This window comes from Cellulomonas sp. plas2 (assembly GCF_057221735.1).
In genome coordinates, this window is the sequence record NZ_CM170155.1 from 3360125 (window position 1) to 3375311 (window position 15187).

Annotated in this window: 10 protein-coding genes and 2 pseudogenes; 6 read left to right on the plus strand and 6 right to left on the minus strand. The window is 76.9% G+C overall.

Translation table 11 applies throughout. The annotated features are described in order from the left end of the window. Positions 1–371: 371 nt before the first annotated feature. Both AC2TDM_RS14990 and metX read left to right on the plus strand, forming a co-directional pair. Positions 372–1691: pseudogene (locus AC2TDM_RS14990) on the plus strand (bifunctional o-acetylhomoserine/o-acetylserine sulfhydrylase); the annotation flags it as partial. 61 nt (positions 1692–1752) lie between these two features. Beyond that, the gene (gene metX, locus AC2TDM_RS14995; RefSeq protein ID WP_484636477.1) at positions 1753–2952 is read left to right on the plus strand and encodes a homoserine O-acetyltransferase MetX; all 1200 of its coding nucleotides are present in this window, start codon (positions 1753–1755) and stop codon (positions 2950–2952) included. Here the strand turns inward: metX and AC2TDM_RS15000 are convergent. Continuing rightward, positions 2942–4096, minus strand: coding sequence for a glycerate kinase (locus AC2TDM_RS15000; protein ID WP_175499272.1), 1155 nt, complete (start codon positions 4094–4096; stop codon positions 2942–2944). The two genes, metX and AC2TDM_RS15000, sit on opposite strands and share 11 nt — an antisense overlap. Beyond that, entirely contained in the window at positions 4093–5412 is a 1320-nt protein-coding gene (locus AC2TDM_RS15005) for an ROK family transcriptional regulator (RefSeq protein ID WP_484635164.1), read from the minus strand. Before AC2TDM_RS15005 ends, AC2TDM_RS15000 begins: the two co-directional genes overlap by 4 nt. A gap of 99 nt (positions 5413–5511) precedes the next feature. Here AC2TDM_RS15005 and xylA point away from each other — a divergent pair, with 99 nt between their 5' ends. From xylA to AC2TDM_RS15025, 4 genes are all read left to right on the plus strand, one after another. After that, positions 5512–6699 (plus strand): xylose isomerase, encoded by a 1188-nt coding sequence (gene xylA, locus AC2TDM_RS15010; RefSeq protein ID WP_484635165.1) that lies wholly within the window; start codon positions 5512–5514, stop codon positions 6697–6699. Between the two features lie 182 nt (positions 6700–6881). Further along, positions 6882–8315 carry a xylulokinase gene (xylB, locus tag AC2TDM_RS15015; RefSeq protein ID WP_484635166.1) on the plus strand — a complete coding sequence of 478 codons (1434 nt, stop codon included), beginning with the start codon at positions 6882–6884 and terminating at the stop codon, positions 8313–8315. 9 nt (positions 8316–8324) lie between these two features. Then, positions 8325–8708 (plus strand): VOC family protein, encoded by a 384-nt coding sequence (locus AC2TDM_RS15020; protein ID WP_484635167.1) that lies wholly within the window; start codon positions 8325–8327, stop codon positions 8706–8708. 63 nt (positions 8709–8771) lie between these two features. After that, a complete protein-coding gene (locus AC2TDM_RS15025; RefSeq protein ID WP_484635168.1) occupies positions 8772–9761 on the plus strand; it encodes a zinc-binding dehydrogenase in 990 nt (329 codons plus the stop codon). A gap of 55 nt (positions 9762–9816) precedes the next feature. Here AC2TDM_RS15025 and AC2TDM_RS15030 read toward each other — a convergent pair whose 3' ends face one another. From AC2TDM_RS15030 to AC2TDM_RS15045, 4 genes and pseudogenes are all read right to left on the minus strand, one after another. Beyond that, positions 9817–10791, minus strand: a complete 975-nt coding sequence (locus tag AC2TDM_RS15030) for a hypothetical protein (protein WP_090031096.1) — start codon at positions 10789–10791, stop codon at positions 9817–9819. 198 nt (positions 10792–10989) lie between these two features. Further along, positions 10990–11277: pseudogene (locus tag AC2TDM_RS15035) on the minus strand (MTH1187 family thiamine-binding protein); the annotation flags it as partial. Positions 11278–11290: 13 nt separating this feature from the next. Then, positions 11291–14239, minus strand: coding sequence for an FAD-binding and (Fe-S)-binding domain-containing protein (locus tag AC2TDM_RS15040; protein ID WP_484636478.1), 2949 nt, complete (start codon positions 14237–14239; stop codon positions 11291–11293). Between the two features lie 226 nt (positions 14240–14465). After that, entirely contained in the window at positions 14466–14906 is a 441-nt protein-coding gene (locus tag AC2TDM_RS15045) for an OsmC family peroxiredoxin (RefSeq protein WP_090031098.1), read from the minus strand. Between the last annotated feature and the right edge of the window lie 281 nt (positions 14907–15187).

A 15187-nucleotide genomic window follows, 5' to 3' on the forward strand; every position in this document is an offset into this window, starting at 1 on the left:
AACACCAGTCACACGAGTCCCAGAAGTCACGCCGTTGTGCTTCCCATCGGCGGGCGGGTGCCCCGTCGTGAGCGTTCGGGACGCGACGGGCATCCCCGCGCCATCTCACGCAGCGGACAGGCGTCCGGATGGCGGACCGGCTCTCGTCGTCCGAGCGCGCCGCCCCTAGCCTCGCCGCATGACCTGTCGAATGTGCCGCTGACCCTGCGCACGTTCGGCACGCCCGGACCCCGCCACCCCGCCGGCACGGCCGCCGAGAGGGACCGGGGCCCGACGGCCCCACCGTGCGCCCCACCCGAGCCTGACCGGGTGACCGCGGCGCGAGCAGCCCTCGGCACCCGTCGACCCCCGAGCGACGTACGAGGAGACACCCCATGAGCGACAGCTGGAGCTTCGAGACCCGTCAGATCCACGCCGGCCAGGTGCCGGACGCCGCCACCGGCGCCCGCGCCCTGCCGATCTACCAGACGACGTCCTTCGTCTTCGACAGCGCGCAGCAGGCGGCGGACCGGTTCGCGCTGAAGGAGCTCGGGCCGATCTACACGCGCATCACCAACCCGACGCAGGCGGTCGTCGAGGACCGCATCGCCTCGCTCGAGGGCGGCGTCGGCGGCCTGCTCGTCGCCTCCGGCCAGGCGGCGGAGACGCTCGCGATCCTCACGATCGCCGAGGCGGGCGACCACCTCGTCGCCTCCTCCTCCCTGTACGGCGGCACGTACAACCTGCTCAAGCACTCGCTGCCGAAGCTCGGCATCACGACCACGTTCGTCGAGGACCCCCACGACCCGCAGCAGTGGCGCGACGCGGTCCGCCCGACCACGAAGCTCTTCTTCGCCGAGACCATCCCCAACCCGAAGTCCGACGTGCTCGACATCGAGACGGTCGCGGGCATCGCCCACGCCGCCGGGGTCCCGCTCGTCGTCGACAACACGGTGGCGACGCCCTACCTCGTCAACCCGCTCGCGTGGGGCGCGGACATCGTCGTGCACTCGGCGACGAAGTACCTCGGCGGGCACGGCTCGGCGATCGGCGGGGTGCTCGTCGACGGCGGGACCTTCGACTTCGCGCAGGACCCCGAGAAGTTCCCCGGGTTCAACCAGCCGGACCCCTCGTACAACGGGCTCGTGTTCGCCCGTGACCTCGGCGTCGGCGGGGCCTTCGGCGTCAACCTCTCCTTCATCCTCAAGGCCCGCGTGCAGGGGCTGCGCGACTACGGCGCCGCCATTAGCCCGTTCAACGCGTTCCTCATCGCGCAGGGCGTCGAGACGCTGTCGCTGCGCGTGGAGCGCCACGTCGCGAACGCGCAGAAGGTCGCGGAGTGGCTCGAGGCGCGCGACGAGGTGCGGCACGTCTTCTACTCGGGCCTCGAGTCCTCCCCCTGGCACGCCAACCAGCTCAAGTACGCCCCCCGCGGCGCCGGTGCGGTGCTGGCCTTCGAGCTCGACGGCGGCGCGGAGGCCGGGAAGGCCTTCGTCTCCGCGCTCGAGCTGCACTCGAACGTCGCCAACATCGGGGACGTGCGCTCGCTCGTCATCCACCCCGCCTCGACGACGCACTCCCAGCTCACGCCGGAGCAGCAGGCGCTGTCCGGCGTGACGCCCGGCCTCGTGCGCCTGGCCGTGGGCCTGGAGGGCATCGACGACATCCTGGCCGACCTCGACGCCGGCTTCCGCGCGGCCAAGGGCGCCTGAGCCCGTGCCCGATCCGGTGCCTGATCTGGTGCAGCACCAGCACCCCGACGTCGCCGCCGCCCTGCCCCGGGCGGCGGCGCCCGCGGCGAGCCGGACGCCCCTGCCCGAGCGCCCGCCCGTGCCCGCGAGCGCGGCGTGGCGGGACGGCGACCCGGTGGGCCGGCGGCGGTTCGCGGACCTCGGCCCCTTCCGGCTCGAGGCGGGCGGGCGGCTGCCGGCCGTGCGCCTGGCCTACGAGACGTGGGGGACGCTGAACGAGGCGCGCGACAACGCGGTGCTGGTGCTGCACGCCCTGACTGGCGACTCCCACGTGACGGGGCCCGCCGGTCCCGGGCACCCGACGCCGGGCTGGTGGCAGTCGATGGTGGGCCCCGGCGCGCCCATCGACACGGACCGGTACTTCGTCGTCGCCCCCAACGCCCTGGGCGGGTGCCAGGGGTCGACGGGTCCGGCGTCCACGGCGCCCGACGGCCGGCCGTGGGGCGGCCGCTTCCCGCAGCTGACGGTCCGCGACCAGGTCGAGGCCGAGGTCCGGCTCGCCGACCTGCTGGGGATCGACACCTGGCACCTCGTCGTGGGGGCGTCGATGGGCGGGCTGCGGGTGCTCGAGTGGGCCGTGACGGCCCCGGCGCGGGTGCGGGCGCTGGCCGCGATCGCGACGAGCGCGCAGACCTCCGGCGACCAGATCGCGTCGTTCCACACCCAGCTCGCGGCCATCCGCGCCGACCCGCGCTTCCGCGGCGGGGACTACTACGACGCGCCCGACGGCGAGGGCCCGCACGTGGGTCTCGGCATCGCCCGGCAGATCGCGCACCAGACCTACCGCAGCGCCCGCGAGCTCGACGAGCGCTTCGGCCGCATCCCCCAGGGCGCCGAGGAGCCGCTGGCCGGCGGCCGCTACGCCGTGCAGTCCTACCTGGACCACCACGGCGACAAGCTGGCCCGCCGGTTCGACGCCAACACCTACGTGCGCTTCACCGAGACGATGGTGACGCACGACCTCGGCCGCGACCGCGGTGGCGTCGAGGCGGCGCTGGCGTCGGTCACCGCGCGGGCCCTCGTCGTCGCCGTCGACACCGACCGGCTCTTCCTGCCGGCGCAGTCCGAGCGGATCGCGGCGGGCATCCCCGGGGCCGGGCCGGTCCGGACCATCCGCTCGGAGTTCGGGCACGACGGCTTCCTCATCGAGGAGGACCAGGTCGGCGCGATGGTCCGGGAGTTCCTGCTCGAGACGGCCACGGACGACGCCATCACCGGCTGAGCAGTGCCGCCCGCACGAGCCGGGTGACCTGCTCCGCCGTCGTGCGCAGGTGCGCGAGGGTCGTCGCCGGGTCGAGGGCCTCGACGAGCGCGAGCGGGCGGGGGTGGACCGGCAGGACGGCGTCGAACAGCGCGCCGGTCGGTCCGAGGGGGTGCACGACGAGGCCCGCGAGCCCGACGACGAGCGCCCCCGCCGCGCGTGCCCGCCGGGCCACCCCGGCCGGCGCCTTGCCGGCGGCCGTCTGCGCGTCGAGGCTGCCCTCGCCGGTGAGGACGAGGTCGGCACCCGCGAGGGCCCCGTCGAGCCCGCCGAGGTCGGCGAGGGCCGCGAAGCCGGGCTCAAGCCGTCCGCCGAGGGCCAGCACCGCCGCGCCCAGACCTCCGGCCGCCCCGGCTCCCGGGACGTCCAGCGCCCGGCCCGCCGCGGCCTCGAGCTCGGCGCACCAGGCGGCCAGGGCACCGTCGAGGACGGCGACCTGCTCGGGTGTGGCCCCCTTCTGCGGCCCGAACACCGCGGCGGCGCCCGTGGGGCCGAGCAGCGGGTTGGTCACGTCGGTGAGGGCGACGAGCTCCGCACCGCCGAGACCGGGCAGGTCCCGGTCCAGCAGCAGCGCGGCGCCGGCGCGGTCGTCGGGCCACAGCGGGTTGCGGCCCGGGGACGCGTCACGTGCCAGCCGCACGCCCAGAGCGGCGAGCATGCCCGCGCCGCCGTCGGTGCTGGCCGTGCCCCCGAGGCCCAGCAGCACGCGCCGCGCCCCCGCCGCGACAGCGTGCGCCACCTGGACGCCGACGCCCCACGACGACGCCCGCGGCGGCACGGTCGCGTCGACCGGACCGACGCGCGGCAGACCGATCGTGGCGGCGGCCTCGACGACGGCCGTCCCGTCGTCGAGCAGGAGCAGGGGCGCGCGCAGCGGGCGGCCGACGGCGTCGACGGTCTCGACGGGGACGCGTCGTCCACCGCGCGCTGCGGCCACGGCCTCGAGCGTGCCCTCACCGCCGTCGGCCACGACGACGACGTGCACGTCCGCCTCGGGGTCGGCGGCCAGGACGCCCGCCCGCACCGCCGCTCCGGCCTCCGCGCTGCCGACGCTGCCCTTGAACGCGTCGACCGCGACGACGACGCTCAGCCCGCCGCCGATCACGTCGTGGCCGTGGGCGCGGACGCGACGGGGGCGGACGGCCGCGTCCACGCCGACGGCCGGGCGACGACCTGCGCCAGCACGGCGAGCGCCCCACCCGTGAGGGCCGCGTACCGGCCGGCGCGCGCGGCGGAGACCCGGACGGGCGACCACGCGTCGAAGACGACGAGCTCGGCCAGCGTGGCGGTCACCTCGGCCGCGAGGACGTCGAAGAGCGCGGCGAACGTCCCGCCGAGCACCACCTCGTCGACGTCGGCGACGTGCGCGACGGCCGCGAGCGCGACGCCCAGCGCCCGGCCCGCGCCGCGCAGGGCGGACGCCACCTCGGTCACCGTCCCGGCGGCACCCTGCGCCGCGACGCGCTCGAGCTCCGACAGGCCCGCGCTCGTCGGGAGACCGGCCGCGCGCAGCAGGGCGTGCTGGCCCGCCACCTGCTCCAGCACCTGCAGCCGGCCGTCCGGTGCGGTGCCGACGACGACGTGGCCCACCTCCCCCGCCCAGCCGTGCCGGCCCGCCTGCAGCTCGCCGTCGATGACGGTGGCGCCGCCGATGCCGATCTCGCCCGAGACGTAGAAGAAGCTGGGCGGCCGGTCGCCGCGGCGCTCGTGCGCCTCCGCCCGCGCGGCCAGGTCCGCCTCGTTCGCGACGAGCGGTGCCAGCGCCGCGAGCGGCGACGACGGGCCGAGGTCGACGTCGCGCCAGCCGAGGTTCGGGGCGACGCGCAAGGGGCCGCCGGCGCCGGCGCCGCGGTCGACGAGGCCCGGCAGCGCGAGCGCGGCACCGGCGACGCGCGTCCCGGTGGCGACGAGGCCGTCGCGCACGTCCGTGGCCATCGCGGCCAGCCGTCCCAGCACCTGCGCCGGGTCGGAGCCCGACAGGTCCGCGTGCTCGACGTGCTCCGCGAGCACCGAGCCGGCCAGGTCGACCGCGCGCACGCCGAGGTAGTCGACGTTCACCTCCAGGCCGAGCCCGGCGACCGCGCCCGGCGCGGGGACCAGCGGGGTCGCGGGCCGGCCCGCCCGGGGCAGGGCGACGGGGGCGAGCTCGCGCACGAGCCCGGCGGCGACGAGCACGTCGACGAGGCCGCTGACGGCCGCGCGCGACAGCCCCGTCCGGGCGGCGACCTGCGCCCGGGAGACGGGTTCGCGGGCCCCGACGACCTCCGCCAGCGCGAGCGAGAGGTTGTGCTCGCGCATGCGGTCCTGGCGGGCGACGCGGCCGGCGTCGAGCGCCGGGCGCCCGGCGTGGTCCGACGCGTCCCCGAGCCCCGTCGCGCCCGCCGGCAGCGGTGCGGGGACGGGTGACGGGGCGGCGACCACGGGTTGACCCTATCGGCTCCGAGCGCTTATGTTCATCGCGCCAACAAAATGCCGTCGCAGCCCCGCGTCGGCCCGCACCAGCTCGACGGAGACATCGCGATGACGCGCACACCCACCCGTGAGGACAAGTTCTCGTTCGGCCTCTGGACCGTGGGCTGGCCGGCCCAGGACCAGTTCGGCTCGGCCTCCCGCCCCGACCTCGACCCGGTCGAGTCCGTGCACAAGCTGGCCGAGCTCGGCGCCGCGCACGTGACCTTCCACGACGACGACGTGGTGCCCTTCGGCTCCAGCGACGCCGAGCGCGAGAAGATCCTCGACCGCTTCCAGGCGGCCCTGAAGGAGACCGGCATCACGGTCGAGATGGTCACGACCAACACCTTCAGCCACCCCATCTTCAAGGACGGCGCGTTCACCTCCAACGACCGCCGCGTCCGCCGCTACGGCCTGCGCAAGGTCCTGCGGAACGTCGACCTGGCCGCGCAGCTCGGCGCCGACACGTTCGTCATGTGGGGCGGCCGCGAGGGTGCGGAGTACGACTCCGCCAAGGACCTCAACGCCGCGCACGACCGCTACGCCGAGGGCATCGACACCGTCGCCGCCTACATCAAGGACAAGGGCTACGGCCTGCGGATCGCCATCGAGCCCAAGCCGAACGAGCCCCGCGGCGACATCCTGCTCCCGACGATCGGCCACGCCCTGGCCCTCATCGCCAAGCTCGAGCACGGCGACATCGTCGGCCTCAACCCCGAGACGGGCCACGAGCAGATGGCCGGCCTCAACTACACGCAGGGCATCGGCCTGGCGCTGTGGGCGGGCAAGCTCTTCCACATCGACCTCAACGGCCAGCGGTCCATCAAGTACGACCAGGACCTCGTCTTCGGTCACGGCGACCTGTTCTCCGCGTTCGCCACCGTCGACCTCATCGAGAACGGCTTCCCCGCCGGCGGCCCCCGCTACGACGGCCCGCGCCACTTCGACTACAAGCCCTCGCGCACCGAGGACATGGACGGCGTGTGGGAGTCCGCGCGCGCCAACATGGCGACGTACCTCATCCTCAAGGAGCGCGCGCAGGCCTTCCGCGCCGACCCCGAGGTGCAGGCGGCCTTCGAGGAGTCCGGGGTGCTCGAGCTGTCGCAGCCGACGCTGGCGGAGGGCGAGTCCCTCGCCGACCTGCTGGCCGACCGCTCCGCGTTCGAGGACTTCGACGTCGACGCCGTCGCCGCCCGCGGCTTCGGCTTCGTCCGTCTCAACCAGCTGGCCCTCGAGCACGCGCTCGGCGCCCGCTGACCCTCGGCCCACCCGCCGAGCACCGGCCGTCGGCCCGTCGCGCGCCCCGAGCGCGCGGCGGGCCGTCGCCGTCCCCCCTCCCGCCGTACCCCTCCCTGCACCCCCTCCCTGCACCCCCGCCCCTCCCCTCGGGGCGACGAGAGGTCGCCCGCGCCGACGCGGCCGACCGGACGAGGAACGTCATGACGCTGGTCGCCGGGGTGGACTCCTCCACCCAGTCCTGCAAGGTCGTCGTGCGCGACGCCGAGACGGGCGCCCTCGTGCGCTCCGGCCGCGCGAGCCACCCCGACGGCACGTCCGTCCACCCCCGCCACTGGTGGGACGCGCTGCGCACCGCCGTCGACGACGCCGGCGGCCTGGCGGACGTCGACGCCGTGAGCGTCGGCGGCCAGCAGCACGGCATGGTCGCGCTCGACGCCGACGGCGAGGTCGTCCGTGACGCGCTGCTGTGGAACGACACGCGCTCGGCGGGCGCCGCCGAGGACCTCGTCGCCGAGCTGGGCGCGCAGGAGTGGGCCGACTCCGTCGGCTCGGTGCTCGTCGCCTCCCTCACGGTGACGAAGCTGCGCTGGCTGCGTGACGCCGAGCCGGAGAACGCGGCCCGCACGGCGGCCGTGGCGCTGCCGCACGACTGGCTGACGTGGCAGCTCGCGGGCGGGATGGCGGGGGTCGGGTTCGAGGGCCTGGTGACCGACCGCTCCGACGTGTCCGGCACCGGGTACTGGTCCCCCCGCACCGGCGACTACCGCACGGACCTCGTCGAGCGCGCGCTGGGGCACGTGCCCGCGCTGCCCCGGGTGCTCGGCCCGTCCGACCGTGCGGGCACCGGTACCGCGGAGGTCCTCGGCGGCGGCTCCCCCGCGCTGGGCCCCGGCGCCGGCGACAACGCCGCCGCGGCCCTCGCGCTCGGCCTGCGCACGGGTGACGTCGCCGTGTCCATCGGCACCTCCGGCGTCGTCTCGGCCATCGCCGACGCGCCCACCGCCGACGGCTCCGGCCTCGTCACCGGCTTCGCCGACGCCACGGGTCGCTTCCTGCCGTTGGCCTGCACGCTCAACGCGGCGCGCATCCTCGACTGGGCCGCCCGCCTGCTCGGCGTCGACCACGCGCGCCTGGCGGAGCTGGCCCTGTCCGCCCCGGCCGGCGCCGACGGCCTCGTCCTCGTCCCCTACTTCGAGGGCGAGCGCACGCCGAACCTGCCGCACGCGGCGGCGGCCCTCCACGGCATGCGCCTGACGAACACGACGCCCGCGCACATCGCCCGGGCGGCGTTCGAGGGGCTGCTGTGCTCGCTGGCCGACGGGATCGACGCCCTGCGCGCGGCCGGCGTGCCGGTGCAGCGCGCGCACCTCGTCGGGGGCGCCGCCCAGTCCGCGGCCGTGCAGGCGCTCGCGCCGGACGTCCTCGGTCTCGAGGTGCACGTCCCGACCCCGGGCGAGTACGTCGCGGACGGGGCCGCACGCCAGGCCGCCTGGGTGCTCGCCGGTGGTGCCGAGGCACCCGCCTGGGTCCCCGCGCAGCCGCCGCTCGTGCTCAACCCCGGCTCCGCCGCCGACGGCACCCGCGTCCGCGAGCAGTACGCCGCGGCCCGAGGGCTCGTCCTCGGCCGGGGCTAGCCTCGGGGCGTGCACCGCAGCCGCTTGTCCACCCTGCTCGTCGACGCCCGGACCCAGGACGCCGCCGCCAGCGCGGCGTTCTGGTCCGGCGCCCTCGGCACCGGCGGGGTCGACTCGCCGCCCGGCGAGCCGCAGTTCCTCTCGCTCCACGGCGCCGTGCACGGCCTGGTCATGGCGGTGCAGGCCGTCGACGACGAGCCGCGCTACCACGTGGACCTCGAGACGGACGACGTGCCGGCGGAGGTCGAGCGGCTCCTGGCCCTCGGTGCGGTCGAGGTCGGGCGGTGGCTGGGCTGCGTCACGCTGCGCGCACCGGGCGGGCACCTGCTCTGCGTCATCCCCGTGCACAGCGACCCGGAGGAGTTCGCGGCCCGCTCGCGCGTCTGGCCCTAGTGCCGGCGCGCACGGGGCCCCCGCCGGCGCACCCGGGCGGGCCCGGCGGCTAGCGTGGCGGGCATGCTCGCCGCGACCGTCGTGCGCCCCTCCCCCGACGACCCGCTGGCCGGTCTCGCGGTGGGCGACCGGCCGGCGCCCGCGTCCCGGCCCGGCTGGACGACGGTCACCGTGCGCGCCGCCTCGCTCAACCACCACGACCTGTGGTCGCTGCGCGGCGTCGGGCTGCCCGCCGACCGGATGCCGATGGTCCTCGGCACCGACGCGGCGGGCGTCACGGACGACGGCCGGGAGGTCGTCGTCCACGCGGTGGTCGGCGGGCCGGGTGCCCGCGCCGTGCCGGCCGACGAGCCGCGCTCGCTGCTGTCCGAGCGCTACGACGGCACGCTGGCGGAGCGGGTGGCCGTGCCCGACGAGAACCTCGTCGCCAAGCCCGCGGCGCTGTCGTTCGTCGAGGCCGCCTGCCTGCCCACCGCGTGGCTCACCGCCTACCGCGCGCTCTTCGTCGCGGGCGGGGCGACGCCCGGCACGCGCGTCCTCGTGCAGGGGGCCGGCGGCGGGTTCGCCACGGCGGCGGTCCTGCTGGGGGCCGCCGCCGGCCTGGACGTCACCGTCACCGGCCGGGACGCGGGCCGCCGCGACCGGGCGCTGGCCCTCGGGGCGTCCGCGGCGGTCGAGCCCGGGGCCCGGGTGCCGCGCGTGGACCTCGTGCTGGAGAGCGTCGGCCGGGCGACGTGGTCGCACTCGCTGCGCAGCCTGCGGCCGGGCGGCACGGTCGTCGTCGTCGGGCTGACGACGGGCGAGCCGGAGGACCCCGGCCTCACGCGGGTCTTCTTCCAGGACCTGCGGGTCGTCGGCTCGACGATGGGCACGCGCGAGGACCTCGAGCGCCTGCTGCACCTGTGCGCGACGAGTGGCCTGCGCGCACAGGTCGACAGCACGTGGGCGCTGGCGGACGCGCGGTCGGCGCTGGCCCGGCTCGCCACGGGCGACGCGTTCGGGAAGGTCGTCGTGGTTCCCGACGCCGACGAGGCCGGTCCCGCCGCCGGCTGACGCGTGGATCGGTGCCGGCGGGGACGGTGCCGGCGGGGATAGGTGCCGGCGGTGGTCAGTGCCGGCGGTGCGGGCGCTGCTGCGCCGCCTCGGCGAGGGCGTCCGCCAGGGACGGGCCGTCGTCGCCGAGGTGCCACGTGTGCCGCCCGTCGGGGACGTGCTCGGTCCGGGCGGCGGCCGCCGCGGCGCGACCGGGGTCGGCGTGCACCGACCCGTCCGCGAGCACGACCAGCCCGTCGACGCGCAGCGTCGCCTCGTGCCGTTGCCCCCGCCGCGCGCGCACCCACACGAGCGCCTGGTCGGCGCCCAGCCCGCGGGCCAGCGCGACGAGCGCGGGGTCGGGCTCGGGAGCGGACTCGGGGGCGGGCTCGGCGTCGCGCTCGGGCTCGGGTCCTCGATCGGTACCGAGCTCCGCCGTCACCGGGACGGCACCCGTGAGCCGGGCGGGCTCGACGGGGCGGCGACCGCGCTCGTCGGCGGCGAGGGGCGCCACCTCCAGGAGCCGCCGGTCGTCGCCGCCGTGGACGACGCCGACCTGGAGGACCTGCACGTCCCGCCCGGAGCCGCGCAGGAAGTGCAGGCTGTCCGCGGCGCCCTCGGTGACCTCGGCGGTGAGGACCACGACGCGCACGCCGCGCTCGCCCGACGCGCGGTCGACGTAGGGGACCCGCTCCCGGAACCGGGCGTACTCGGCGGAGAAGCGGCTCGGGTCCCCGTCGAACGACCGGGACAGGTCGGCGGCGGACAGGCGGCCCGTGCGGCCCGCGTGGCGCAGCGCCCCGACGAGGGCGGCCTCGTCGAGCACCTGCGCGACGACCACGACGAGCGGGCGGCCCGCCGCGTCGAGGCCGAGCAGCTCCGGGGCGTCCTCGCCCGGCGCGGCCCGCCGGACCGCGAACACCGGCTCGCCCAGCACCGCGGGCAGGCGGCGGTCCACCAGCGTGGCGCACTCGGCGAGGAAGGACCCCGCGACGGGCTGCATCGGCTGGACGGGACGCGCGTCGCCCTCGTCGAGCTCGAAGATCGGCATGCCCGCCAGCCCCTCCCGGGCGCGTCCGCCCGCCGTGCCCCTCGCCTCGTCCGCGGCGTGACCTGCCCGGACCTGCCTACTCTCGCACAGCCCCGCGGGGCCTCAGGCCGGTGCGCCGGCCGCGGGTGCTGCGCCGGTCGCGGACCCGGGTACGGCGCCGGGCTCGTCGCCGGGCTCGTCGTCGGGCTCGTCGCCCCCGCGCAGGAGCGCCTCGACCCGCTCGACCTTCGCGTCCAGCTCCCCGGTCCAGCCGGGCCGGATGTCCGCCTTGAGCACGAGCGAGACCCGGTGCCCGTGCCGGCCCACCGCCTCGGTCGCGCGCCGGACGACGTCCATCACCTCGTCCCACTCCCCCTCGAGGGTCGTGAACATCGCGTCGGTGCGGTGCGGCAGCCCGGACGACCGGACGACGCGCAGGGCGTCGGCGACGGCCTCCGACACGGACTCGCCGGCACCCAGCGGCGCGACGGAGAAGGCGACGAGCATGTCCACCAGCCTCTCAGAGGGTGGGCGCCGCGGCGCCCGGGGTCGGTGCGTGGGTCGATGCGCCGGCCGGTGCGTCGGTGGTAGCGCCGGTCGTCGAGGCGGTCAGCCGCGCCGCGAGGAGCTGCGCGAGGTGCAGGCCCTGCGCCCCCGCGAGCTGCTCGCCCTGCGTGCGGCAGGAGAAGCCGTCGGCCAGGTACAGGTCCCCGGGCGCCCGGTCCCGCAGCGCCGGCAGCAGCATGTGCTCGCCGACCGCGACGGAGACCTCGTAGTGGCCGCGCTGCATGCCGAAGTTCCCGGCCAGCCCGCAGCACCCGGCCATGACGTCGATCCGCGCGCCGGCCGCCGTGAGCAGCGACCGGTCGGCCGTCCACGTCATGACCGAGTGGTGGTGGCAGTGCGGCTGGACGACCGCCGTCACGTCCGACAGGTCCGGCACCGACCACCGGTCGCCCGGCCCGACGGGCGCCGGCGCGGTCAGCAGCTCCGCCAGGGTGTGGGTCGCGCGTGCGACGGCGATGGCCCGGGGGTCGTCGGGCAGCAGGTCCCGCAGGTCGGAGCGCAGGACCGCGGTGCACGAGGGCTCGAGCCCGACGATCGGGATGCCGTTCACCGCGAACGGCCCGAGCACCTCCAGGAGGTGCCGGAGCTGCCGCTTGGCGCCGTCGAGCTGGCCGGTGCTGATCCACGTCAGGCCGCAGCACGCGTCGTGCTCCGGGACGAGCACCTGGTAGCCCGCGTCCCGCAGCACCGCCACGGCGGCGTGCGCCACCTCCGGCGCGAGCGCGTCGGAGAAGGAGTCCGTCCACAGCACGACCGGCGGCCGGCCACCGCCGTCACCGCCGTCACCGGCGTCCGCCGGCGGCGGCGCCGCGGCACGACGGACGTCCACCGCGCCCGACCGCACGGCACGCCGGAACGGCCGTGGCGCGAAGCGGACCATCTGCCGGCGCGGGTCCATCCCCCCGGCGCGCAGCACCGCCCTCGCCACCGGCCGCACGCCGAGCACGGCGTTGGCGGCCCGTGCCAGGCCCGGCACGCCCGTGACGAGCCGCGCCCAGCGCGGGAGCCAGCCCAGCGCGTAGTGGTCGACCGGCCGCAGCCGCCCCCGGTACGTGCGGTGCAGCACCTCGGACTTGTACTGCGCCATGTCGACGCCCGCCGGGCAGTCCGAGGAGCAGGCCTTGCAGCTCAGGCACAGGTCGAGCGACTCGTGCACCTCCGGCGAGGACCAGCCGCGGGAGACGAGGGTGCCGTTGGCCATCTCCTGCAGGACGCGGGCCCGGCCCCGGGTGACGTCCTTCTCGTCCTTCGTCGCCAGGTAGGACGGGCACATGAACCCGCCGGACGCGGAGGTGTCGGCCCGGCACTTGCCCACCCCGACGCACCGGTGCACGGCCGTCGTGAGGTCGCCGCCGTCGTGCGGGAAGGCGAAGCCCGACGCCATCGGCAGCGGGCGCGCGGCGGGCCGTCGCAGGTCCGCGTCGAGCGGCCGCGGCCGCACGAGGACACCGGGGTTGAGCAGGTCCCGCGGGTCGAACAGGTCCTTCACGGCGCCGAACAGCGCCACCGCGCGCTCGGAGTACATGACGGGCAGCAGCTCCGAGCGCGCGCGCCCGTCGCCGTGCTCGCCCGACAGGGAACCACCGTGGGCGGCGACGAGGTGCGCCGCGTCCGTCATGAACGCCCGCAGCGGGTCCCCGGAGCGCGCCATCGGCACGTCGATGCGCAGGTGGACGCAGCCGTCGCCGAAGTGGCCGTAGGCCAGCCCGTCCACGCCGTGCGCGGCCATGAGCGCCTCGAGCTCGCGCAGGTAGGCGCCGAGGCGCTCCGGCGGGACGGCCGAGTCCTCGAACCCGGGCCACGCCTGCGCCCCTGACGGCGTCCGCCCGCCGAGCCCGGCGCCGTCGGCACGGATGCGCCACAGCGCCGACGCCTCCGGTCCCGGCGGGAAGACGCCGACCGACGAGGTCCCCGCGTCGGCGGCCAGCGCCCGGCCGCGGGCCAGCGCCTCCTCGACGGACGCGCCGCCCACCTCGACCATGAGCCAGCCGCCCCCGGGCGGCAGCGGCGGCACGGCGGCCGCCCCCTTCACGCGGCGCACCACGTCGACCAGGCGCGCGTCCATCCCCTCCACCGCCAGCGGCGCGTGCGCCAGCAGGGCGGGGACGGCGTCCGCGGCGCTCGGCATGTCGGGGTACCCCAGCACGACGAGGACCGGCGCGGCGGCCACCGGCACGAGCCGGACCGTCGCCGCCAGCGTGGTGGTCAACGTGCCCTCGGTCCCGACGAGCGCCTTGGCCAGGTCCGTCCCCCGCTCGGGCAGGAGGTGCTCGAGGGAGTAGCCCGACACCTGCCGCCCGAACCGCCCGAGCTCCGTGCGCAGCAGGTCGAGGTTGCCCCGGACCAGGGCGTCGAGCCCCGGCACGGCGTCGAGGGCGCCCGCGCCGGCACCGGCCTCGAACCGGCGGCCCGTCCCGTCGACGACGTCGAGCGAGAGGACGTTGTCCGCGGTCCGGCCGTAGGCCACGGCGTGCGGACCGCAGGCGTTGTTGCCGATCATCCCGCCGAGGGTCGCGCGGTTCATGGTCGAGGGGTCCGGGCCGAACCGCAGGCCGTGCGGCGCCGCCGCGGCCTGCAGGGACGACATGACGACGCCCGGCTCCACGCGCGCCGTCGCCGCCTCCGGGTCGACCTCGAGGATGCGGTCCAGGTGCACCGACAGGTCGAGGACGACGCCCGTGCCGACGCTGTTGCCGGCCACGGACGTGCCGCCGCCGCGCGCGGTGAGCGGCGTGCCCGTGGACCGCGCCACCTCGAGCGCCGCGAGCACGTCGTCCGTGTCCCGCGGGGCGACGACGACCTGGGGGACGACGCGGTAGTTCGACGCGTCGGTGGAGTACTCCGCACGGCGGCGGGAGGAGTCGTCGACCGACCCGCGGACCGCGGCACGCAGCCGGCGCACGAGGTCCGCCCGTGCGAGGTCCGCGGTCCTGTCGTCCCCGCCGGCGGCCGGGCCGGGGGGTCGGGTCGTCGTGCTGGACGTCACGGGCGGCAGTCTCGCACCCGGCACCGACACGGGTCCCCGGCGTCCGCCCCCCGGCCACAGGCGGGCGGCGGACGCCGGGCCACAGGGCGCCGGGCGAGGACGCCCGGCGACGGGACGCCGGCCGGCGCCCGTCACCCCCCTGTCAGGACTCGAGCGACGCGTGCAGCGTGATCTCCGTGCCGGTCAGCGCCTTGCTCACGGGGCAGGTGGCCTTCGCCGCGTCCGCGGCCTGCTGGAACCCGGCCTCGTCGAGCCCCTCCACCTCGCCCTTCACCGTGAGGACGATCGACGGGATGCGGAAGCCGCCGGCGGGGTCCGGGCCCAGCTCGACCTCGGCCGTGACCTCGAGCGCGACGGGCGTGCCGCCGGCCTCGGCGATGAGCGCGGAGAGCTGCATGGCGTAGCACGAGGAGTGCGCGGCCGCGATGAGCTCCTCGGGGCTGGTGGTGCCGCCGGCCTCGTCGGCCGCGCGCTTCGGGAACGAGACGTCGTAGGTGCCGACCTTCGAGCTCGACAGCTCGACCTGACCGCCGCCCTCCTGCAGGGTGCCGTTCCAGGCCGTGCGAGCGGTACGTGTGGGCATCGGGTGCTCCTCCTCCTCGACGCCGCACGGTGCGGCGCCGCGGTCAGGCTAGGAGCGGCGGCCGCCCCCCGCACCCGCCCACGGCGGGTGCAGGGGCACGGCGGCCGGGCACCCCTCGCGCCCGGTGCACCCCGTTTCGCCCGAAGGGGTGACGAACCGGGTGACTGGTCAGTACGGTGCGACCACCTGTGGCGCCGACGTGCGTCACCGGTGCGGCAGCACCCGCTCCACCTGCAATGCACGCGACCCACCCACTCCCGCACGCCTGAACCGCAGGGATG